At 63.4% G+C, this 23633-nt stretch carries 17 protein-coding genes; 12 read left to right on the forward strand and 5 right to left on the reverse strand.

The window, feature by feature from the left end; all coding sequences use genetic code 11:
- Positions 1-7: 7 nt before the first annotated feature.
- From TRD_RS05075 to TRD_RS05085, 3 genes are all read left to right on the forward strand, one after another.
- Positions 8-754 carry a class I SAM-dependent methyltransferase gene (locus TRD_RS05075; protein WP_143714634.1) on the forward strand — a complete coding sequence of 249 codons (747 nt, stop codon included), beginning with the start codon at positions 8-10 and terminating at the stop codon, positions 752-754.
- A gap of 181 nt (positions 755-935) precedes the next feature.
- The gene (locus tag TRD_RS05080) at positions 936-1937 is read left to right on the forward strand and encodes an amidohydrolase family protein (RefSeq protein ID WP_015922048.1); all 1002 of its coding nucleotides are present in this window, start codon (positions 936-938) and stop codon (positions 1935-1937) included.
- Positions 1938-1939: 2 nt separating this feature from the next.
- Positions 1940-3130 (forward strand): diphosphate--fructose-6-phosphate 1-phosphotransferase, encoded by a 1191-nt coding sequence (locus TRD_RS05085; protein ID WP_015922049.1) that lies wholly within the window; start codon positions 1940-1942, stop codon positions 3128-3130.
- A 60-nt stretch (positions 3131-3190) separates the two neighbouring features.
- Here TRD_RS05085 and TRD_RS05090 read toward each other — a convergent pair whose 3' ends face one another.
- Positions 3191-3484: an antibiotic biosynthesis monooxygenase family protein gene (locus TRD_RS05090; protein ID WP_015922050.1), complete on the reverse strand. Its 294-nt coding sequence runs from the start codon at positions 3482-3484 to the stop codon at positions 3191-3193.
- A gap of 245 nt (positions 3485-3729) precedes the next feature.
- Between TRD_RS05090 and cuyB the strand changes: the two genes are divergently transcribed.
- The 5 genes from cuyB (at position 3730) to TRD_RS13565 (ending at position 8070) form a co-directional block, all read left to right on the forward strand.
- On the forward strand, positions 3730-4467 hold the full coding sequence (gene cuyB / locus TRD_RS05095; protein ID WP_015922051.1) for a cysteate racemase: 738 nt from the start codon (positions 3730-3732) through the stop codon (positions 4465-4467).
- A gap of 496 nt (positions 4468-4963) precedes the next feature.
- Positions 4964-5425, forward strand: coding sequence for a FixH family protein (locus TRD_RS05105; RefSeq protein WP_015922052.1), 462 nt, complete (start codon positions 4964-4966; stop codon positions 5423-5425).
- 11 nt (positions 5426-5436) lie between these two features.
- Positions 5437-6876 (forward strand): FesM, encoded by a 1440-nt coding sequence (locus TRD_RS05110; RefSeq protein WP_015922053.1) that lies wholly within the window; start codon positions 5437-5439, stop codon positions 6874-6876.
- A gap of 13 nt (positions 6877-6889) precedes the next feature.
- Entirely contained in the window at positions 6890-7453 is a 564-nt protein-coding gene (locus tag TRD_RS14830; RefSeq protein WP_015922054.1) for a hypothetical protein, read from the forward strand.
- The gene (locus tag TRD_RS13565) at positions 7450-8070 is read left to right on the forward strand and encodes an SCO family protein (RefSeq protein WP_015922055.1); all 621 of its coding nucleotides are present in this window, start codon (positions 7450-7452) and stop codon (positions 8068-8070) included. Before TRD_RS14830 ends, TRD_RS13565 begins: the two co-directional genes overlap by 4 nt.
- Before the next feature lie 64 nt (positions 8071-8134).
- Here TRD_RS13565 and TRD_RS05125 read toward each other — a convergent pair whose 3' ends face one another.
- Positions 8135-9529 (reverse strand): aminotransferase family protein, encoded by a 1395-nt coding sequence (locus tag TRD_RS05125; protein ID WP_015922056.1) that lies wholly within the window; start codon positions 9527-9529, stop codon positions 8135-8137.
- Between the two features lie 856 nt (positions 9530-10385).
- Between TRD_RS05125 and gltB the strand changes: the two genes are divergently transcribed.
- The gene (gene gltB, locus TRD_RS05130; RefSeq protein WP_015922058.1) at positions 10386-14912 is read left to right on the forward strand and encodes a glutamate synthase large subunit; all 4527 of its coding nucleotides are present in this window, start codon (positions 10386-10388) and stop codon (positions 14910-14912) included.
- Positions 14913-14997: 85 nt separating this feature from the next.
- Here gltB and TRD_RS05135 read toward each other — a convergent pair whose 3' ends face one another.
- Positions 14998-15348, reverse strand: a complete 351-nt coding sequence (locus TRD_RS05135; protein ID WP_015922059.1) for a P-II family nitrogen regulator — start codon at positions 15346-15348, stop codon at positions 14998-15000.
- Complete coding sequence (locus TRD_RS05140) at positions 15345-16637, reverse strand: ammonium transporter (RefSeq protein ID WP_015922060.1); 1293 nt, start codon at positions 16635-16637, stop codon at positions 15345-15347. Before TRD_RS05140 ends, TRD_RS05135 begins: the two co-directional genes overlap by 4 nt.
- Before the next feature lie 328 nt (positions 16638-16965).
- On the opposite strand from TRD_RS05140, the gene TRD_RS05150 reads away from it, so the two are divergent.
- Positions 16966-18228: an MFS transporter gene (locus TRD_RS05150; RefSeq protein WP_015922062.1), complete on the forward strand. Its 1263-nt coding sequence runs from the start codon at positions 16966-16968 to the stop codon at positions 18226-18228.
- On the opposite strand, the gene mutS is transcribed toward TRD_RS05150, so the two are convergent.
- Complete coding sequence (gene mutS, locus TRD_RS05155; protein WP_015922063.1) at positions 18192-20846, reverse strand: DNA mismatch repair protein MutS; 2655 nt, start codon at positions 20844-20846, stop codon at positions 18192-18194. The genes TRD_RS05150 and mutS overlap by 37 nt on opposite strands.
- Positions 20847-21415: 569 nt before the next feature.
- On the opposite strand from mutS, the gene TRD_RS05160 reads away from it, so the two are divergent.
- Together TRD_RS05160 and TRD_RS05165 are read left to right on the forward strand one after the other, a co-directional pair.
- Positions 21416-21697, forward strand: coding sequence for a DUF4212 domain-containing protein (locus TRD_RS05160; protein WP_015922065.1), 282 nt, complete (start codon positions 21416-21418; stop codon positions 21695-21697).
- 7 nt (positions 21698-21704) lie between these two features.
- Complete coding sequence (locus TRD_RS05165) at positions 21705-23621, forward strand: sodium:solute symporter family protein (RefSeq protein WP_015922066.1); 1917 nt, start codon at positions 21705-21707, stop codon at positions 23619-23621.
- Positions 23622-23633 lie beyond the last annotated feature (12 nt).

The following is a 23633-nucleotide window of genomic DNA, read 5'->3' on the forward strand; positions in this document are numbered from 1 at the left end:
CGACACGATGGCCGACGAACGGCACTGGACCGACATCGCGGCGGACGCTCTCGATGTTCCAGGATGGGACGTCGCGCGGTATGGGCCAGTACGCGAGCGCCTCGTCATCCTGCCGCGCAGCCAGCGTTCCTGCACGCTTGTCCAGCCGGCTGACCTCGATCGGCTGCTCGACCTGGCCCAGGACGATCCGGAGGAGCACCTTCCATACTGGGCCGAACTGTGGCCCAGCGGAATCGCGTTGGCGGACGCTCTTCTCCTCGACCCGCACCCGGTTCACGGGCAGCGCGTCTTGGAACTGGGCTGCGGATTGGGTCTCACCGCGATCGCTGCTCTCTGGGCCGGCGCCCGCCTGGTGGCGATCGACTACAGTGCCGAGGCCCTCGCGCTCACCCGCTGGAACTGTTCGAGGAATACCGGGCGTGTGCCGGAGCTCCTCCGAATGAACTGGCGTTGCCCGAGTGAGCAGCTGGCTACTGTGATCGGTTCCAGCAGCGTCCCGGTTATCCTCGCCGCCGACGTCCTGTACGAAGATCGCGATGTCGAGCCGTTGCTCCGACTGGTCGAGCACCTGCTCGCGCCAGGTGGCTTGCTGTGGTTAGCAGAGCCGGGGAGACGGACAGCCACCACCTTCATCGAGCGACTGGGCCAGAAGGGTTGGTTCGACGAGGTCGAGACATGGTCCGGTCCCTGGCCCGATGCTGGTGATACCGCAGTCGTCGTGGCCGTCCATCGCCTCCGACGACCAGGGCGATGATCCGCACCTCTTGTCCGCGATCGACGCGAGCTGACCGGAGGGCACAGCAGGTGCTGCTCTGCGACAGCGGATTCGTCGGCACGTTCCGAGCACGCTCCAACGGTAAGCGAGGATTCCCCACATGTCCGACCGATGTTACCCTGCACTCGACGAGGAATAGAGTGGGAGGAGAGCGGATCTCGTGCGGATCGACTGCCACACCCATTTCTACCCTGCGGGATACCTGCATGCGCTCGCAGCCGAGAGCGAGGCTACGACGCTGCAACGAGACGCTGATGGCCGCATGGTGTTGCACTATGCCGGAGACTACAACGTTCTCGCTCCGGCTCATCACTCGCTCGAGGCACGCCTTGCCGACATGGAGCGTGCCGGGATCGACATGGCGATCCTTTCGTTGACCACTCCCGGAGTGCATGGGGAGCGACCGGAAGTCGGCGAACGACTCGCTCGTATCGTCAATGACGAGTTCGCGGAGATTCAGCGCCGCTATCCGCAGCGTTTTCGTTGTCTCGCGACGCTGCCTCTCCAGTCATCGGAAGCCGCTGCACGGGAATTGGAGCGCGCTGTCCGCGAGCTCGGACTCGTCGGTGCCATGCTGTTTTCCAACGTCAACGGGCGGCCGATCGACCTTCCTGAGTTCTGGCCGATCTACGAGGCTGCTGAGGCCCTGGGTGCCCCCCTAGTCATCCATCCGACCAGTCCGCCTTTCGCCGATCACCTCGCCGACTATCGCCTGGTAGCCCTACTCGGCTTCGCCTACGATACGACGCTTACAGCAGTGCGCATGGTCCTCGCAGGCGTGCTGGATCGCTTTCCGCGGCTGATTCTGATTCAGACGCATCTCGGTGGCGTCCTTCCCTATCTCGCGGAGCGTGTCCAGCGCGGCTACCGGGCTTATCCGGAACTCCGTGGCCGCCTCGAGCGCGATCCCATGGACTACTTCCGCGAGATGTACCTGGATACCGTCCTCTTCGATCCGGCCTGTCTCTTGCTCGGTTTGGCCTTCGTCGGTGAGGATCGGCTGCTCTTGGGGAGCGATCATCCCCATCAAGTCGGAGATATCGACAAGGCTCCGCGCGTCATCGAGGAACTCCCCATCGCTCCTCGCGCCAAACAGAAGATTCTCTCCGGGAACGCTCGTCGTCTTTTCGGTCTCGACCAGATATCAGCTTCGGTGGTGTGACGATGCCCGGCGAGACGCTCCTCGTCTTTCAGAGCGGAGGTCCCACCGGAGTCATCAACGCGACACTCGCCGGTGTCGTCGAGCAAGCCCGCTCGAGCGGCTACACCCGAGTGCTCGGCGCGCAGCACGGCATCACCGGCCTGGTCACTGAGACGCTGGTCGACCTCTCCGCCCTTTCACCTGCTCAACTCGACCGACTAGCTCGCACTCCGGGTGCGGCACTCGGTACCTCGCGCCAACGCCTAGACGAGAGTAGCAGTCGAGCAGCACTTGCCACCTTACGCGTGCACCGCGTGACAGCGGTCGTCGCCATCGGGGGCAACGATACGGCCGCGAGCGCACTCGCGCTCCTGGCACATGCCGAACAGGCAGGTTACCCGTTGGCGGTCGTGCTCGCCCCCAAGACGATCGACAACGATCTTGCGGAGACGGATCACACTCCTGGCTATCCTTCGGCTGCTCGCTTCCTCGCACTCGCGACGCGCGATCTCATGCTCGATTGCCGCTCCCTCGCGACCTTCTATGCATTTACCGTCCTCGAGGTGCAAGGACGGAATGCCGGCTGGCTCGTCGCCGCTTGCGGGCTCGCGATCGACGAGTCACTGGCCACGCACCTCCAGCTCGTCTTCCCCGAGCGCCCCCCGCGATCGAGCCACGATCTCGCTGAGGAGTTCGCCTCGCTCCAGCAACGGCTCGGCTGGCTCCTCCTCGTCGTCCCCGAAACGTTGCGTCGTGAGGACGGCCGACCCTTGGCCGAGGCAGCGCCTCGCTGGGTCGATCCACACGGGCATCCCTACCCGCCGAGTCCAGCTGAAGCGCTCGCGCACGCGCTGGAAACCGTCTGTGGCGCACGAGCACGCGTCATCCGACCGGGAGCGCTGGCACGCTGCTTCCGGGAGACGGTCGTCGAACTCGATCGGGAAGAAGCTCGCGCGATCGGACGAACCGCAGTCGAATGGCTGGCCACTGGCCAGTCGGCAGTCATGGTCGGCATCGAACGTCTCAGCGACGATCCGTACCGCGTACGGTTCCGGCCGGTTCCGCTCCAGCGGGTCGCCGACCACGAGCGCCTCCTCCCGCCCGAGTTCATCAGCCAGGACGGTCGCCGGGCGACGACAGCGTTCGCCCGCTACGCGCGACCACTGGTTGGGGAATTCGCTGCGACGGAGACGCACCACGCGTGGTCGCGCTGACCCATTAGAGCCAGAATTCCCCGGACAGCTGTGGGAGGGGCCGCATCGTGAACGCGCGCCTCAGATCACGACGTACCCTTCCGCATCGCGATCGACCATCCGCCGCGCGTACCGTCCGAAGTCCGGAAGTCGCGGTAAGAGCTCTCCGAAAAGACGCTCGTTGAATGCGTTGTGTGCTTCACGGCTTTCCCACCGCTCGACCCAAACGTAGCGGAGTTCTTCGTCGAGGCGCACCAACTCCGAAGAGATGCACCCCTCCGCCTCTCGGGCGGCAGCGATCAAAACCCGAAAGGTTTGCTCGAACTCAGGTTGCATCCCTTCGTCCACTTCGAAGAAGCTCAAATCGACGAACATCCCTTTCCCCCGATCTCGTCATCACACTCGAGCGTGCTCCTTGCCTGGCTCCAAGTCAAGCGCACCCCCAAGCGCACCAGCTGAACCATCGAGCCTAGTCGCGAACTGACCGCCGAAGCACGACACCCCTTGCCGGCTCGTGGATACCGACCGAGCGCCCCGCTCGCATATCTCCTGCCACCTGGGCGGGTCTTGCGTCATCGCCTATCCTGATGAGCGGCATCGTTCCGGCGAGGAGGGCAGCTGTGACGAGGCGATCGATCATCGGTATTCTCGGCGGGATGGGACCACTCGCGACGGTCGATCTCTACCGCAAGATCATCGAAGCGACGCCGGCCGAACGCGATCAGGATCACCTGCATGTCATCATCGACGCCGACCCTTCGATTCCCGACCGTACAGCGGCCTTGCTCACCGGTGGACCTGACCCAACCCCCTGGCTCCTCGCCGGTGCGCAGCGCCTGGAACGGGCTGGTGCAGACTTTATCGTCGTTCCCTGCAACACTGCTCATGCCTTCTTGCCTCGTGTTCGAGCGAGTATCTCGATCCCCATCCTGAGCATGATCGCCGCGACCGCTGAGCGAGCAGCAGCAGTGGCCCCCACGGGATCCGTCGTTGGCCTTTTAGCCACTCCTGGAACGATCGCCAGCCGTCTCTACCAGCAGGCGCTAGCGGAACGCCGCCTTCGCTGTATCGTCCCGGATCCCCAGTGGCAGGAACGAGTCACTGAGGCTATCGCACTCGTCAAGGCGGGACGAACCGATCGGGAGGTAGCCGCGCTCGTCCTCGAGACAGGCCGCCAGCTCATCGCGCATGGCGCAGCAGCGCTCATCCTGGGCTGCACCGAGCTTCCGATCGTCTTTCCGATCACCGAGGTCTCCGTTCCCGTGCTCGATGCGACTCGCATCCTCGCCGAAACTGCTGTCCGCATCGCCCGCGGTGAACGTCCGCTCGCCGAACTCGCAGCGCCGCTTCTCGTTTGAGATCCGCACCAGTGCGCAAAGCCCCCAGCCGGGCTCGGTCGCTACACTTGCACTGCGGGCCGAAGCAGGCTCGCGAGGACGATTGCGAATATGCCTGTACGCTCCTCAGCGCCCCTGGCGCTGGTCATCGCTATCATCACGAGTGCGACGCTTTTCCTCTTCCCGAGCGAATGCTCCTGTGGAGCCACCGAGCCGCATCCGCACGCGTTGTTCGAGTTGCCAGGGCATCACCATCGGCCAGGAGCAGGTGACACGACACCCGACCAGATGTTCGGCCCCCAGCTCGCTCAGCCCAGTGCGACCAGCACAGCGAACTGGCTCACCGTCCACGCGGTCTTTTGGAACGTTCCGCTCAGGCCCAGTATTGTCGCGATGACACCCCGCCCCGACCGAGAGATGGCTCGGAGCGGTCGTGCAGTCAGACCCGAACCACGACCGCCGCGTCGTGTGCCCTTCCCCGAAGGCTGGCTTGTCGACGCGTCGATAGGGGGTCGAGATGCAGCGACTCTTCCGAGCTAGTGCGCTCTTCCTCGCAATGTTGATCGTCGTGCTGCCACTCACGGCTTGCCGCCGGGGCGAAGCACGAGCCGAACAGTTCAAGCTCGACATCCTGGCCATCAGCCCGGAACCACCGATCGTCGGCCCGGCTGAGATCCAGTTGCGCCTGCGCGATCAGCGCGGCCAACCACTCACCGGACTCGGCACGATCGAGGTCGAGGGCACCATGTCCCATGCTGGAATGGAACCCGTGATCGTGCGAGCGCGCGAGGCGGGTGACGGAATCTACGTGACGCAGGACTTCCGCTTCACCATGGCCGGTGATTGGATCATCATCGCCCGCGGTACCTGGAACGGACAACCGTTCGAAGCCCGCGCCTGGATCGCCGGCGTGCGGACAGGCACCGCACCCGCGACACCCCACCACGACCAGACGTCGAGCCCGACTCCTTCTCCCTGAGGAGCCGCGCGATGGAACGGGAACGCCGACTGACTCTGAGGTTACCGGATCTCCTCGCGATCCCGCTGGTGGGGCATTTTTTGCGCTGGCGCCACGCGCGGACGAGCGCGCAAGCAGTGTTGCTCCTCGCGGCCCTCATGCTCTTGTACGACGGCTTTTTCGGCCCGCCACTGGCCCCCAAGAACCTGGCTGGGGTCCTACCCTGGGTCCACTGGCGCGGCTTCGTCGTCCTGAGCTTGTTGCTCCTCGGTAACTGGTTTTGCTTCGCCTGCCCCTTCCTGCTCCCACGTCGCCTCGCGCAGCGCTGGTTCCGTCCGCGGCTGGCCTGGCCGCACTGGTTGCCCGGCAAGTGGGTCGCCGTGCTGCTCCTCTTGCTCTTCTTCTGGGCATACGAGGCGTTCGATCTGTGGGCCAGTCCGTTGCTGACCGCGTGGGTTGCCCTGGCCTACTTCGTCGGCGCATTCGTCGTCGATGGTCTCTTCCGCGGGGCCGCTTTTTGCAAGCATGTCTGTCCGATCGGACAATTCAACTTCATGGGCTCCCTGCTCTCACCCACCCAGGTGACGATCCGCAACCCGGCGGTCTGCACGTCTTGTCGCACCAAGGACTGTATCCGCGGCCGGTTCAGTCCACAGGGAACTCTCCTCCAGCGCGGCTGCGAGCTCGGACTCTTCCAGCCGAGGAAGGTCGGCAACCTCGACTGCACGTTTTGCCTCGACTGCGTCCACGCCTGCCCCTACGGGAACGTCGGGATTCGCTTCCGGCTCCCGCTCCTTGACGAACTCGATCCCGAGCGGAATCGCTCCGGAATCGGGCCACTCGCCAGTCGAACGGATTGGTTGACGCTCGTTGTCGGCCTTACTGCGATCGGCTTCCTCAACGCCTTCGGCATGGTTTCGCCGATCTATCGTTTTCTGAGCTGGCTCAGTCGCGTCCTCGGGACGTCGAACGAAAGGGTGCTGATCGCCATCTTCTTCACCGGTGGGTTGGCGATTCTCGCGGCCGCGGTCATCGGAGCGAGCTGGCTCACCAGTCGACTGGCGCGCCGTGGTTCGACCGGTTGGGTCGCCAGTCGCTTCGCGTACACGCTGGCGCCGCTCGGTTTCGGCATGTGGGCGGCGCACTACCTGTTCCACTTTTTCACCGGTGCGCTGACTATCGTGCCGCTTTTCCAGAGTTTCGCCTACGACCTCACCGGACGAGCGCTACTCGGGGTACCGGACTGGCGGTTAGCCAGCCTCCTCTCTCTTCAGACGACCGGTGACCTCGTGGTCGTCGTTCTCGGACTGGGAGCTGCTGGTTCTTTGCTGTGGACCCTTTGGCTGGGTCGCAAGGAGGGGTTCACGCTCGCAGCGCTCCTTCCCTGGATCGTCGTGCACGCGTCGCTCTTTCTCTTCGGCGTGTGGCTGCTCGGGCAACCGATGGAAATGCGGGGTACACTGCTCGGTTGAGGGCAGGTGAGGGATGCGTTCCAGTCAATTGACTCGTGCGACCGTTTTCGGATTACTCGCCGTCCTGGTCACGGCTTGGTCGGCCGCGGCCAACGGCGGACAGGTGCGGATCGCGAACTATCCGATCGGCCCGTACGAGATCACCGTCTTCACGAGCCCGACGCCTTTACAGACGGGGACAGTCGATGTCAGCGTCCTCCTGCAGCGTCGCGATACGAAGGCGATCGTGGACGATGCGCAGATCGTCTTGACGATCGAGCCGGTCAGCGGTGGGCCTTCGCGGCAGTATCCGGTCACCCGCGAGCAAGCGACGAACAAACTGTATTACGCTGCTGAGTTTCCGGTTGACCAGCCCGGATCGTACCGGATGCGACTCGACGTTCGAGCACCCGAAGGCGCTGGAGCAGTCGAGTTCGACGTAGCGGTCGAACGGGCTGGCTCCTCGCTCTGGCGTTCATGGTGGCTCTGGGGGGCGATCGTCCTGCTGCAGATCCCGCTCTGGTGGTGGCTCTTCGGGGGCAGGACGCAAGTCCGCGGGCAGACGAAAACCCGGCCGACTCCGGCGAGCAAACGATGACGCTGCGACGCCTTCGCCTCCTTCTCTGGATTCTCGCGCTCTCGGCTCTGGGTACCAGTGCAGGGATCGCGTGGTACCGCTGGTACATTGCGCAGCACACGGACACCTGGGCCCTCGAGCTGGATGGGAGACCAGTCCCCGCTTTCCAACTCCTCGACCAGGACGGTCGGCTCGTTTCCCTCGATGCTCTCGAAGGCGACCTGTTCGTGGTGACCTTCGCCTACACCACCTGCCCTGATACTTGCCCAGTGACACTGCGCAGACTCGTCGCCGTGCTCCAGCGTCTCCCCGAGACGCTGCGCGATCGCATTCAGCTTCTGGCCGTCACCGTCGACCCAGAGCGCGATACACCCGATCGGCTTCGCCAGTACGCCGTCGCCAACGGCTTCGATCTGTCTCTCCGCTTCTTGACCGGTGACCGCGCCGCACTCGAGCCGGTCTGGAGTGGCTTCGGGATCGCCGTCGTTCGCCACCCACTTCCCCAAGGACAGTACGAGGTCCAGCACACTGCTGTGACCTACATCCTCGATCGCAGTGGGTCACTGCGCTATCTCATCCGCGATGAGGCGCTCGAGCCAGCTCGCCTCGCCGAGCTCCTCGAGCGCCTCGTCCGATGATTCGAGTCCCGTGACCGATCGGAAACCGCGCTCGACGGTCAGGTCGCCGCGAGCGCGTGACCGATCACTCCGCGATCTCGCTGGCGAACTCGTTCTCCGTCTCGGTCAGCGCCTCGTCGATGATCGTCACGATGCGATCGAGTTCCTCGTACGTGACGACCAGCGGCGGAGCGACGTGCACGATCTCCCAGACGCGCGTGAGCAACCCCTTCTCGTTCATACGCCGTTCGAGCGCCTTGATGAAAGCGCTGTTGCGCGGCCATTTCTCCTTGGTCGCCTTGCTCTTGACTAGTTCGATCCCGCACATCAGGCCCAGGCCACGCACGTCACCGACGGTGGGGTGCCGGAGCAGCTCCTTGAGCCTCTCGAGCAAATACGCACCCTTCTCGGCGCTCTGCTGCACTAACCCTTCCCGCTCGAAGATCTCGAGATTCTTCAGCGCGGCTGCTGCCGCAACGGCATGCCCACCGAAGGTGAGCAGGTGACCGAGCGGAACTTCCTTCTGCTCCTGGAAGATTTGGAAGACACTGTCGCGAACTGCCACTGCGCCCATCGGGGCATATCCGGAAGTAATGCCTTTGGCCATCGTCATCAGATCAGGAACGACCCCGAAGTGCTCAGCCGCGAACAGCTTCCCGGTGCGCCCAAAACCGTTGATCACTTCGTCCATGATCAAGAGAACACCGTATTTGTCACAGATCTCACGCAAACGCTGCCAATACTTGGGCGAGGGTACGTGGACGCCATTCGAGGTCGAGATCGGCTCGCCGATCACCGCCGCGACCGTCTCCGGATCCTGATAGAGGATCTCCTGCTCGACGTAGTTGGCACACATCAGATCGCCTTCCTCGCCTTCCAGCCCGAAGTCGTTGCGGTACCGGTTAGGCGAGGGGACATAGTACACCCCATACATAAAGGGCCCGAAGAACTTCTCGTTGCGCGACTGCGTCAACGACATCGCCCCATACGTCATGCCGTGGTAGCTGCCTCGCCGAGCGATGATCTTGTACCGCTTGGGAAATCCGCGCATCGCCTGGACTTGCTTGGCGATCTTGATGGCGCTCTCCACCGCCTCCGAGCCACCGGAGCAGAAGAAGACGCGATTTAGATCGCCAGGCAAACGGAGCGCAAGCTCGTGTGCCAAGCGCACCGTCGGGACTGTCGTATGGTTGGCGGACGAGACGTAGGCGAGCTTGGACGCCTGCTCCGCCATCGCTTCGGCGATCTCCTTGCGACCGTGTCCAGCATTCACCACCCAAAGCCCGGACAACCCGTCGATGAATTCCCGACCGTAGACGTCGACCAGCGTGCTCCCGTACGCACGTTCGAAGACGCGAAAACCTCGCTCCTCCGCGAGACGGATCCACTCGGCGGAGTGGATCCAGACATGCTTGAGCGCTTCCTGCTCGAAATCCGGTGCGGTGCGTGGCTCCGGATGCACCGCCGCGACCTCAGTCATACGACACCCCCTGAAATCCATCGTGACGGCCGACCAGCCGTCGTCTCCAACGTTGCGGACGCGAACAGGGACAGTCCGAGAACCCTGTCTCCACCGTTCCGCACAGCTGTAGTCTCACACAGTGCACCGAAGTCGGCAAGGGGGTTCCCTCGGAAAACGCTATCGGCACATCATCGCCACTGTAAGACTTGAAAACTGCATTCCAAAAAAGCGAGCGCTCAGCGGTCGAACAGTGAAGAGGATCCGCAACGGCTTCCTTGGGCTGGGCCCAGCGCTCGCCTTAGGTAAGCTGGGCGCGCATGCACGAGCAGGCGGGACTCCACTGCTCGCCCCTCCCCTCCGAACCGGCGGGCCGAGCGCCGCTCAGCCAGAGCGGACGCGGTAGCATCGCCCACCTGCACTCCTGCGGCCGTTGACGTTTGGCGCCGGCTCGACGCGGTCGCCGCCGCAGACAAACCTGACACTCGCCTCGATCGTGGCTGACCTCTTGCGCACCGCTCATGGTCCTGCTATAGTGTGAAGCTGAAGTCCTCACGGTGAGCCCGCGCAACGGTGCGCGTGCTTGTAGAGGAGGGAACGGAATGGCTGCATCGCTGCGGCGAACCGGTATCGTCCTGTATTCGTACCTCACGACTCGTCTTCTGCTCCTCGACGAAGGTACTGCTCGTCGTCCACCTTGCCAGAGGACAAGGTAACGCGCTCGCTGCCGATCCTCGTGGCGCACTGATTCGCGCTCGAGCAGCTGCAGGATCGGTTCATCTTCGCTGTTTTCCAGTCGATCGCCAGGAAAAGGTGCTGCGTCGCTCGTTGTCGGAGAGCGACGACCTCGCTGCAGAGGGAAGGAGAAACGAACGCGATGAAGCGTCTGAGCGTCGAGGAGTCAGCGGGAGCCGCCCCACTCTATAGCCCGCAATACGAGCATGATGCGTGTGGCACCGGGTTCGTGGCTGATCTCGCTGGTCGGGCAAGCCACGAGATCGTGGAGTACGCGCTCGAAGCCGTCGTCAATCTGACGCATCGTGGTGCTGTCTCCGCCGATGCCAAGACAGGTGACGGAGCAGGGATCACCGTCCAGATTCCCCGCAAGCTTCTCCTCCGGGAACTCGCGCGGCTGGGTGTCGAGGCAGTCGATCCGGCTGATCTGGCTGCGGGTCTCGTCTTCTTACCAGCTGACAATGACGACCTGGCTATCCGCTGTAAGGACGAGCTGACCAGCGCGCTGCGACGGCAAGGTATCGATGGGATCTGGTGGCGGCTCGTTCCGGTCGATCCTGGGGTACTCGGCGAGCAGGCGCGCGCCACGATGCCACGCATCGAGCAAGTGATCGCGCTGCGCCCGGTCGGCTGTGACGAGATGGAGTTCGAGCGCCGGCTCTACCGCGCTCGGCGGCGCGCCGAGCAGGCCGCCAAGGAACTCGGTGTGCGCAGCTTCTTCGTTCCGTCGCTCTCCTGCCGGACGATCGTCTACAAGGGTCTCTTTGTCGCCCGCGACCTCGGCACTTTCTACGCCGATCTCCGAGACCCGGACATGGAGAGTGCGCTGGCGCTGTTCCACCAGCGCTACAGTACGAACACCTTTCCCACCTGGCAGCTGGCACAGCCGTTCCGGCGCATCGCGCATAACGGCGAGATCAACACCTTGCAAGGTAACCGGAACTGGATGCGAGCCCGCGAACCGGAACTCTCCTCACCGCTGTGGGGCGACTCCCTCGCCGAGCTTTTCCCGATCATCGATCCGGACGGTTCGGACTCGATGAGTCTCGACCAGGTCCTCGAATTCCTCGAGCTCTCGGGGCGCGACATCGTCCACGCAGTAGCGATGCTCATCCCCGAAGCCTGGGAAAACATGGCCGATCTGGATCCGGCCATCCGCGCTTTCTTCGACTACCACGCCGGGCTCATGGAGCCATGGGATGGACCGGCAGCCATCGCGTTCACGGATGGTCGCGTCGCTGGCGCCGTCCTGGATCGGAACGGCCTGCGACCAGCCCGGTACTCGATCACCGAGGACGGACTCGTGGTTCTCGCGAGTGAGACGGGCGTGATCGACCTCTCCGACCGGAAGGTGATCGAGCGCGGGCGACTCGGGCCGGGTCAGATGTTGGTCGCCGACACGATCACGGGCACGGTGTATCGGAACGAGGAGATCAAGCAGCTCCTGGCCACCCGCAAACCGTATGGCGAATGGCTGACGCAGTATCGTCTCTCCCTGGGTAGCGCGCCGGTCGATGGAAACGGTCACGAGATCGACGAGCAGAGCTGGCTCCGTCGTCAGGTGGCTTTCGGCTTCACTGCCGAGGACCAGCGGTTGGTCGTTCATCCCATGGCAGTGGAGAACAAGGAGCCACTCTGGTCGATGGGAGACGACACCCCATTGGCCGTCCTGTCTCAGTTCCCGCGACCGCTCGCCCATTTCTTCCGACAGCGTTTCGCCCAGGTGACCAATCCGCCGATCGATTCGTATCGCGAAAAGCTGGTGATGTCACTCGACGTCCATCTCGGGCCGTGGCCGAATCTGCTGACCGAACTCCCCGAACACGCGCGCTTGCTGCATCTGAGCAGCCCATTCCTTACGGAGGATCAGCTGGCCGCGCTCGCCAATCACCCGGTACTACGAGCCCGAACGCTCGCTGCCATCTTCCCAGTTGCCGATGGACCGGCCGGACTCGAGCAGGCGCTCGAGCGACTCCTGAATGAGGCGGAAAGAGCGATCGACGAAGGCGCGAGTATCCTGATCCTGAGTGATCGTGCCGTCGATGCAGCACACGCACCGATCCCGATGCCGTTGGCGGTCGGTGCGCTCCATCACCACTTGATCCGGATCGGGAAGCGCTTGCGCGCCTCGCTCGTCTGCGAAACAGGCGATGTTTGGGATGTCCACCAGGCAGCAGTGCTGATCGGTTACGGAGCCGCTGCCGTGCATCCGTATCTGGCGCTCCACGTCGCCCGCAGTTTCGCGGGAAGCCGTGGCGCTGAGCATCTTTCCGCTGACCAGCTCGCCAAGAACTACCTGAAGCAACTGGATGCAGGCCTGCTCAAGATCATGTCCAAGATGGGCATCTCGACGCTGGCCAGCTACCAGGGTGCCCAGTTGTTCGAAATCCTCGGGTTGGACCGATCCGTGGTCGATCGGTACTTCACCGGTACGCCCTCACGGCTGGGCGGACTGGACCTCGCCGGGATCGCAGAGCGTGCCCTTGCCCGCCACCGCGCAGCCTTCACTGCGCCGCTGGACAAGCTGCCCGACTGGGGATTCGTCCGATTCCGCAAGGACGGCGAATACCATGCTTTCAGCCCGACGAATGTGCGCGCGCTGCAGCAGGCGGCGCAAACCGGCGATCGCGATGCATACCGCCAGTATGTGCAGCTCGTGCAGCACCGGCGGCCAGCGACGCTGCGCGACCTCCTCACCTTCCGCCCGACCGAGCCGATTCCATTGGAGGAAGTCGAGCCCGCTGAAGAGATCCGCAAGCGATTCGTCGTCACCGCGATGTCTCTCGGTGCCCTCTCGCCAGAGGCCCATCGCACACTCGCGATCGCGATGAACCGCATCGGCGCGCGCTCCAACTGCGGTGAAGGCGGGGAGGATCCGGACTGGTACTACGAGAACGGCAGCGACGTGCCGCACAACAAGATCAAGCAGGTAGCCAGCGGCCGATTCGGCGTGACCGCCGAGTACCTCGTTCGTGCCGAGGAACTGGAGATCAAGATCGCCCAGGGATCCAAGCCGGGTGAAGGCGGTCAGCTTCCTGCCCACAAGGTCACGGCGATCATCGCACGATTCCGCCACGCCATTCCGGGCATCCAACTCATTTCTCCGCCACCACACCACGATATCTACAGCATCGAGGACCTAGCCCAGCTCATCTACGACCTCAAGATGGTCAATCCGCGGGCGCGCGTCGGCGTCAAGCTGGTGGCCGAGGCCGGTGTCGGGACGATCGCTGCTGGCGTCGCCAAGGCGCACGCCGACTACATCCTGATCAGCGGGCACAGCGGCGGGACAGGGGCGTCTCCCCTCTCATCGATCAAGTTCGCTGGGGTCCCCTGGGAACTCGGGCTCGCTGAGACGCAACAGACGTTGGTGCTCAACGATCTGCGGAGCCGAGTCCGCTTGCGGACCGATGGCGGCTTGCAGACCGCACGCGACATCATCATCGCCGCTCTGCTCGGCGCAGAAGAGTTCGGATTCGGTTCGGCGGCGCTCGTCGCCATCGGATGCGATATGGCTCGCCAATGTCACCTCAATACGTGCCCAACTGGTATCGCCACGCAGCGCGAGGATTTGCGGAAACGGTTCGCCGGTGAGCCGGAACACGTCATCAATTACTTTACACTTCTCGCCGAAGAAGTCCGCGAGTACCTGGCGATGCTCGGTGCGCGACGGCTCGACGACATCGTTGGGCGCGTCGAGCTCCTCGCGGTGCTCGACCAGCTCGATGGACCGGCAGCGACACTCGATCTGACCCCGTTGCTCGCACCTCCACCCGATCCGACCGCACCGCGACGGTGTCTCTACGACCGCAATATTTTCCACGATCTCACCGGCCCCGCACTCGACGAATGGTTGGTCGAGCAAGCGCGCCCGGCCCTCGAACAGCGCGAGCCCGTCCGCATCACTGCGACCGTACGCAATCATCACCGCGCCGTCGGCGGCCGGCTGGCTGGGGAGCTGAGCTTGCGCTTCGGTCGCGACCATGCGCCGGACGACTTGATCACGGTCGAGCTCACTGGCCAAGCGGGACAGAGCTTCGGCGCTTGGTGTTGGCACGGATTGACACTCATCCTGACCGGGGAGGCGAACGACTACGTCGGGAAAGGTATGGGTGGTGGCACGATCGTCGTTCGCTCTCCGGAGCCACCAGCTGACCCGACGCGTCCCCATGTCCTGGTCGGCAATACCGTCCTGTATGGTGCCACTGGTGGCCAGCTCTTCGTTGCCGGCCAAGCTGGTGAGCGGTTCGCGGTTCGGAACTCCGGTGCAGTAGCGGTCGTCGAAGGTGTCGGCGACCACGGCTGCGAATACATGACCGGCGGAGTGGTTGTGGTGCTCGGTCCGACGGGACGCAACTTCGCCGCCGGTATGACCAACGGGCTGGCGTTCGTCTTCGATCCGGAAGGCGTCTTCCCGACACGACTGAACCGCGATTACGTCCAGCTCGAGCGCTTGAGTGACGAGGACGACGAGCTCCTTCGCTCGCTCATCGCCCAGCATGTTGCCTTTACCGGGAGCCAACGCGGGCGAGAGATCCTGGAGCGCTGGGCAGAACTCCGCAGCGCGTTCTGGAAAGTGGTGCCCCATCCACCGATCGAGGCAGTCGAGGAACGCCCAGCGCGTCGCGCCCGCGAGCGCGCGGTCGAGGCCCAAGCCGTTGCAGACTGACCTCCCATCCATCCCATGCCACAACCGGCCCCCGGGAGCATCCCCGGGGGCCGGTTGGTGGGTGGGGATGAGGTCATTTGCTCGATCAAGCCACCGGCGTGACGGCTGCTTCATCCCGCTCGCCCGTTCGGATGCGATAGACCCGCTCGACCGGGAGGACGAAGATCTTGCCGTCACCGACCTCCCCGGTGCGTGCCGCACTGAGAATGGCATGCACCGTCGGCTCGACAAAATGGTCGGACACGCCGATGTCGAGCCGAATCTTGGGGGAAAGCTCCATCTTCACGGTCATGCCGCGATACGTCTCCACTTGCTCCGTCTCTCCACCGTGTCCTTGGGCAGCCGAAATCGTCAGCCCACGCACCTCTGCACGGAACAACGCTTCCAGAACCTCGTTGAGCTTCTCTGGTCGAATGATGGCGACGATGAGCTTCATGCGCTGCCCCCCACCTTTTCGACGACCGGCCCAGGTCGCGCCGTCACCTCGCCCGTCCGGCTCAGCGGCAAGAGCAACACCGCCCCCTCTCCACTCGTGTAGGCCTGCTCGCCGTGCTCGGTGACGTCCAAGCCGGCACGCTCGGCAGCATCCGCAACGCGGAGCGACGTCACCAGTGCGATCGCTCGCAAGATGAGGAACGTGCCAGCTGCACTATAGGCGACGACCGCAAGCACAGCGACCGCTTGGATCAGCAGTTGCAGCGGGTTCCCGAAGAGCAGCCCGTTCGCGACTCCGTTCCACGACTCCTGCGCGAAGACACCGGTCAACAATGCTCCGGTCAGCCCACCGACACCGTGTGCCGCGAAGACATCGAGCGAATCGTCGAGTCGCGTCCGGGCTCGCCACAGCAACGCGAAATAACTCGGAAAGGCAGCGAGCGCCCCGAGTACGATCGCCGACAATGGCGAGACGAATCCCGCAGCTGGAGTGATGGCGACGAGACCGACGACGATCGCCGTCGCGAGTCCTACGGCCGTCGCCTTGCCGCTCCGCACGAGGTCGAGAATCATCCACACCAGCGCGGTTGCCATCGGCGCCAGCATGGTGTTCGCGAAAGCGAGTCCCGCGATCTCGTTCGCCCCGAGTGCACTCCCCGCGTTGAACCCGAACCAGCCGAGCCACAGCAGCATCGCACCCAGCAAGACGAACGGAATATTGTGCGGAAGAATAGCCTGACGACCGTAATCGCGTCGGCGGCCGAGGACGAGTGCAGCCACGACGGCCGCGATACCAGCATTGATATGCACCACAGTTCCACCTGCAAAATCGAGGGCCCCCAGGTCAGCGAGCCAGCCACCTCCCCAAATCCAATGCGCGATCGGTGCATAGATCGCGATCGCCCAGAGACCGAGGAATGCGAGGTAAGGGCCAAAGCGCATGCGTTCTACGAGCGCCCCTGAAATGAGTGCGGCGGTGATGACGGCGAAAGTCCCCTGGAAGGCCATGAACAGCACGTGTGGGATCGCGCCGGACGCTTCTAGGTCGACCCCACGCAACAGCGCGTGCGAAAGGCCCCCGACCAGCGGCCACCCGGCGGAAAAGGCGAGCGAGTAGCCGAGCAACGCCCACGCGAGCCCTACGACAGATACCGCGCCGAAACTCATCATCAGCGTGTTGAGAACGTTCTTGGAGCGAACGAGCCCCCCATAGAAAAACCCTAATGCCGGGGTCATCAGGAGGACCAATGCTGTCGCAACCAGCATCCAGGCGATCGCCCCCTCGCTCATCGTCGAGCTCCTTCCTGCTGCCTCAGCGCAGCGACCGACGAATCTCCCGCCTCTCCTCATCGATACGATGCGCCAATGGTGGTCCGCGCTGTCGCCGAATGCGTTCGACCGGCATCATCGCTCCTTTCCCTTCGTGCACGATACCGGGACGAAGACCGCGCTGCCCCGGCACGGTGCGCAAAGCGCACCGGGTCGCTTATGCACGCAGCACAAAGAGCTGAGCAGTCTCGGATGAGGTGGTCGAGTGAGGGCAGCTCGTTCCGGACTCGAGAACAGTGCCAACGCAGCGATCGTTCGCGCGCTACACTGTGACCTTCGGGAGAGTCGGATGGGGACCGATCGGACAACAGATACCGACAGCGTGCTCGACCAGTGGCGACTTGCACCGTTTCATCTGGGATCGTTCATCGGACCCTACACCGGTGCGAGTTTCCCGGTTTTCTTCCCACTCTTGCAAAGCGTCTTCGGCGTCGATCGCGCGGCTCTCTCCACCATCGTCCCTGCGTACCTCGCGACGTTCGGCCTGTGCCAATTCTTCTCCGGCACGATTTCCGACCTCACCTCGCGGCGCTCGACCATCCTGGCCGGTTTCGGCGGCTTCGGTTTCGCCGCACTCGTCTGCGCCCTGGCTCCCAACCTGCCAGTCTTTTTGCTGGGTTGTATCTTGCTCGGCATCGCCAATGCCTTCACCACACCGATCCTGCTGGCAACGTTGGGTGACACCTTGCCGACCCAACGCCTCCCCCGCACGGTCACCATCTTTTCTGCTGCCAATCAAGCTGGCCATCTGCTCGGGCCACTCGTGGCAGGTCTCCTCGTGGCCTGGTCATGGCGTCTCTTCTTCGTCAGCGCCACGTTTCTCAGCTGGGTCGTCGGACTCTGGCTTCTCGTTTGGTTCGCTCGCTTCGGCCATGCCGTACCACATCGTCCACGCTACGCCTCAATGCAGGCTGCCCTGCGCGACCTCGTCCAGGCACTCGACCGAGCGACCGCCCGCGTGGTCGCACTGGCCTTTCTCGCCAACGCCGCGATCATGGGAACCGCGTACTTGCTCGGGCAAGCATTGCGCGATCTGTGGCAGTTGGACTACGCGCTGATCGGGCTGATCGTCGCGCTCTATGGTGTCGGGGCGCTCTTGTTCGCCCCGGTGACTGGTTTGCTCCTGGAGCGCCTCGGGACGCAACGGAGTGCCGCCATCGGGCTCACAAGTGTCGCGACGACGATCGTGCTGATGGCAGTCGCACCGAATCCGCCGTCGTTCGCTCTCGCATACCTGGGGCTCGGTCTCGCTGCGATGCTGACCTGGACGGCCTTCAGCATCCTTGCAGTCGAGGCAGCACCGACCCATCGCGGCACGACATCGGCCTACTTCCTCGGAGCGCGGTTCTTGATCCAGGGTCTCGCTCCGGCACTGTATACGCCGGTCTACGGCACCCTCGGACCACGCGCGATGTTCGCACTGTCTTCCGTGCTCGCCCTCGCCGCCCTGCTGCCGCTGCGCTTCCTCCGCCCGTCACTCGCCCCGCCATCCGCCACGACAGCCGTGCACAGCGATCACTCGGCTTCCTGCGCTAACCGCTGTAACTCGTAGAGTGTCGTCAGCGCCTCGAGCGGCGTCATCCCGTCGAGTTCCAGCGAGCGCAGTCGTTCCAAGACAGGATGAGGCGGGCTGAAGAGCGTGAGCTGGATCGTCAGCGGTACCTCCTTGGCCATGCTCTGGCGCCGCCGCGTGTGCTCACCGCTGCGTGCTGATTCGAGCTCCTGCAGGATCTCCCGTGCCCGACGAACCACCGCGTGCGGCAGGCCAGCGAGCTGGGCCACATGGATCCCATAGCTCTTGTCCGCTCCACCCCGCACGACTCGGTGGAGAAAGACGACGCGATCACCTTCTTCCAACACGTCCATGCGGTAGTTACGGACTCGTGGTAAGACACGCTCCAGTTCCGTCAACTCGTGGTAGTGGGTCGCGAAGAGCGTTCGGCAGCCGAGTCGTGGATGGTTGTGCAAGTACTCCACCACTGCACGAGCGATCGCCAAACCGTCGTACGTGCTCGTTCCCCGACCGACCTCGTCCAAAACAACGAGCGAGCGGAGCGTCGCTTGGCGCAGAATCGATGCCGTCTCGACCATTTCCACCATGAAGGTACTCTGACCGGCCGCGATGTCGTCCTGGGCACCGATGCGGGTGAAAATGCGATCCACCAGCCCGATCCGAGCGAACTCGGCTGGCACGAAAGAACCGACCTGCGCCAAGAGCACGATCAGTGCGACTTGACGGAGAAAGGTCGATTTTCCTGCCATGTTGGGACCGGTGAGAATCACGATCTGATCGCTCTCGGTATCGAGCCGGGCGTCGTTGGAGACGAATCGGCCCGCTTCCAGCGTCGTCTCCACGACGGGATGGCGCCCACCCCTGATTTCCAAAACCGTACTCTCGTCGACAACCGGGCGGACGTACCGCCGGTCCACTGCCACCTCAGCGAGCGCACGGTAGACATCCAATTCAGCCACGAGCTGAGCTGCTCGCCGGATCTGTGCAGCGCAGCTCGCCAATTCTTTGACGACGCGCCGGTAGACCTCCTCCTCGAGTGCCGCGATTCGTTCCTCCGCCTGCAAGACCATGCTCTCGAACTCGCGGAGTTCCGGCGTTACGTAGCGCTCAGCCCCGACCAATGTCTGCTTACGCTGGTAATCGGGCGGCACGAGATGCCGATTGGCATGGCTCACCTCGATGTAGTAGCCAAAAACTTTGTTGTAGCCCACCTTCAGGGATCGGATACCGGTGCGCTCCCGCTCGCGCTGCTCCAACGAGGCGATCCACTCGCGCGCCGAACGTGCCCGTTCCCGCAGCTCGTCCAGCTCCGGCGCAAACCCGGCACGGATCACATGCCCCTGGCCGAGACTCGGGGGCGGATCCTCGACGATCGCTGACTCGATGAGACGAGCCGCCGGCAGGAGGTCCGGCAGAGCGGAGAGGGGTGCAAGTTCTGGTCGTCGGCCCGCTATCTCGGCGATTTCGGGCAAGCGAGCGAGCGAGTGACCGAGTTGGCGTAATTCACGAGGTGTCACATGCCCGGTCAAGACACGATTGGCCAACCGTTCCAGGTCGGCGACGCCGGCCAGGAGGATACCCAGCCGGGCACGGACGAGCGTCTCCTCGACGAGCGCCGCCACGCGCTCCTGCCGCTGCCGAATCGCGCCCACATCGAGGAGCGGCTGGCTGAGCCAGCGCCGGAGCAAGCGCGCACCCATCGGTGTTTCCGTCCGATCGAGAACCGACACCAGTGAATGAGCGCGCTCCCCGCGTGCCGACTCGAGCAGCTCGAGGTTGCGTCGCGTCACCGCGTCGAGCGTCATGAACGAATCGGTCTGGTACACGACGAGATCGTCGAGCTGGGGTAGCTGCCCCACCTGCGTGTCCAGAAGATACCCGAGGAGCGCGCCCGCTGCCCGCAGCGCCGCCGGGCGGTCCGCGAGCCCGAAGCTCGCGAGCGTTTCAACACCGAAGTGCTCGTGCAGGACGCGACGTGCCTCGTGCTCGCGCCAGGCGCGCTCCTCCAGCTCGGTGACGGCAGCTCCCTCGACGCCGATCACCCCGCGACGACCTGCCGGGAGCACGAGTTCAGCCGGTGCGATCCGCAAGAGTTCCCGTTCCACCGCTGCACGGAGTTCCTCGAGCTGTTCCGCAACCCACTCGGTCGCGGCGAACTCTCCCGTGGAAAGATCCGCATACGCCAGGCCGGCCCGTGACGACTCGAGCAGGACAGCGGCGATGTACGTATTGCGCCGCGCGTCGAGCATGGCCGGCTCGGTGATGGTTCCCCTGGTGAGGATCCGGGTGATGCGACGCTCGACCAGGTTACGACCGTCCGGTGTACCGATCTGGTCGCAGAGCGCGACCCGGTAACCGGCAGCGACCAACTTGGCGATGTACGGCTCGGCAGCATGGGCCGGGATGCCAGCCATCGGCACCCGCTGTCCCTTGCCGAGATCCCGCGACGTCAAGGCGATATCGAGAATCCGGCTGGCGACTTCCGCATCGTCGTCGAAGAGTTCGTAAAAATCGCCCAACCGGAACAAGAGCAGAGCATCGGGAACCTGTCGCTTGATCTCCAGATACTGCTTGCGGATCGGTGTCGACACAGCCACCCCTGACGATAGTGTACGGACGCTGATCGCCCACTGCCTACTCGGCACGGCGATCACCATGCCGCTCGATGCCTGGACTCGCGTCGGCTGTCGTGAGCGTCCTGCGGGTCGCTTTCGCCAGCAAGCAAGCGCGATCGACACACTGCATCACGCACTCGCCTATCGGCGAGATTGGCCGTTCCGCCATGCGGGAGGATTCGCCCATCCGGAAACGCATCGTTTCCCTGCGCCACCGTCCGCATCGCGCTCCTCCTTGCCATCTCGATGACGTTCTCCCAAGACGAGACGCATGCTCCAGACTTTCGGTCAGTCCCGGTCATTCGACTCTCGAGGAACCTCCTCGTTACGTATAACCTGAGCTTGCGATCACGATAAAGCGACTCCTCTTGACAATGCGCTATCGTTCCGGTATAGAGCAGATAGACTGAGCCGTTTATCGGATCTCTATCTGCTCGACGAGCGACTGGCGAACGAGCCGGCAGTGTGCGGCAGAGCATCTCGGGTCATCCGGAGAGGAGGTGAACCGCTGAGCGGACGATGCAGCGGCCCAGCCTTCGAGGAGACGGAGGACGCACGTCAGTCTCGGGGTGACGACCCGCGCATGGTAACGTGGTGAGGGCAGGAGGTTCATGATGGAAGGCAGCCGGCAGGTAGAGACGAGCCGACTCGAAGCCTACTGGCGCGAGCAGCTGCGCCTCATCATCACGCTCCTCGTCATCTGGTTTGCAGTGACGTACCTTCATCCTCCCTTCGCGGCCTCGCTGAACAAGATCAAAATCCTCACCGGCTTCCCACTCGGCTACTGGCTGTCCAGTCAGTTTTCGATCACGGTCTACGTCATTCTGATTTTCGTTTACGCGCTGACCATGAACCGAGTGATCGACAAGAAGTACGGCTTCGAAGAGGAGTAGGGGAGCCATGAGCCAGGAAGCAGGATACACGCCTCTCACACGTGCGCAGCTCAGCGAGTTCCGCCGACGACTAGCCAAGTACTACGGTGCGTTCTTCGTGTTCCTGATCGCGTTCACCGTGGTCTTGTACCTCTTCGAGCGGGCTGGTCTCCCGCACCGCTTCATCGGATACGCGTTCATTTTCCTGACATTACTTCTCTACGCCTTTATCGGCATCCTGAATTTCACAAGACGCCTCGAGGAGTATTACGTCGCCGGTCGGCGTGTGCCAGCTATCTTCAATGGCATGGCGACTGGTGCTGACTGGATGAGCGCCGCGTCCTTCATCTCGATGGCTGGTACATTGTGGCTGCTCGGGTACGACGCGCTCGCCTACATCATGGGCTGGACGGGTGGATACGTCCTCCTCGCCTTGCTCTTCGCCCCGTATATCCGCAAGTTCGGCCAGTACACGATTCCCGACTTCGTCGCCACCCGCTACGGTGAGCGAGCTCGCTTGGCCCGCTTCGTCGCCGCCATCTGCGCCATCATCGTCTCGCTCGCATACGTCACGGCACAGGTGACCGGCGTGGGCATCATCATGAGCCGCTTCTTCGGACTGGACTACCGGGTCGGCGTGTTCGTCGGCTTGGCCGGAGTCCTCGTCTGTTCGTTCCTCGGTGGCATGAAGTCGATCACTTGGACCCAGGTGGCCCAGTACATCATTCTGATCGTCGCGTACTTGATTCCCGTGACCTTCTTGTCTGCGAAGCTGACTGGCGTTCCCTTCCCACAGCTCATGTATGGCAAGGCGTTGAGCGAGATCGGCCAGCTCGAGCAGGCGATGAACCTGCCCGCTTATGTCCAACCGTTCAAGCAAGCGCTCTCTAACTCCGCCGCGATCTCCGCCTTCAAGCAGATCGGCATCACGCCACCCGAACCGATCACCGTGAAGGACTGGGTCGGTACTCCCTGGCAGTTCCTCGCTCTGACGCTTTGCTTGATGGCTGGTACGGTGGGCTTGCCGCACATTCTGATCCGGTACTACACGGTACCCAGTCCGAAGGAGGCACGCATCAATGTCGGCTGGTCGCTGTTCTTCATCTGGTTGCTCTACGTGACCGCCCCGGCCTATGCGGCCTTCTCGCGGTGGGAGGTCCTGCAGAACGTCGTCGGACAACCGATCAACGCACTGCCAGAGTGGACGGCGAACTGGATTCGGACCGGGCTTCTGAAGATCACTGACGCCAATAACGACGGTATTCTCCAGTTCAGCGAACTCTCCATAAACGGCGATATCGTGGTCTTGGCGACACCAGAGATCGCCGGGCTACCCTTCACGATCGCCGCCCTGGTAGCCGCTGGTGGTCTGGCCGCTGCGCTCTCCACGGCTGACGGTCTGCTTCTCGTCATCTCGACTGCCGTCGCCCATGATATCTACGCGAAGATCATCAATCCCAATGCACCGTATGGCCGCCGCTTCCTCCTCAGCCGACTGATGATCTTGATCTCGGCCGTCATCGCTGCCCTGCTCGCCATTCCGCAGTTCGCACTCATCGTGCAGCTGGTCGCGTGGGCCTTCTCGTTGGCAGCATCGACCTTCTTCCCGGTGATCCTGCTCGGCATCTTCTGGAAGCGCGCCAATGCCAACGGCGCCATCGCCGGGATGATCGGTGGACTGATCACCTGCTTTATCTACATGTTCTGGAACTATGTCGATCCACGCTTCAACGTGCTTGGGCTCTCGCACTTGTCAGCTGGTATATTCGGCATGGCAGCCAACTTCTTGCTCACGATCGTCGTAAGTCTGGCCACCGCCCCGTCACCGAAGTACATCCAGGATATGGTCGACCAGTTGCGCATCCCGGTCGGCGAGATGCGGCTTCCGGCACCCGGTACCGCACCTGGTGCTGCGCCGGGTGTCGCTCCCGCTGGCCAGGATTGAGGAAATCACCGG

The sequence above is a fragment of the Thermomicrobium roseum DSM 5159 genome (genome assembly GCF_000021685.1).
Classification (GTDB): domain Bacteria; phylum Chloroflexota; class Chloroflexia; order Thermomicrobiales; family Thermomicrobiaceae; genus Thermomicrobium; species Thermomicrobium roseum.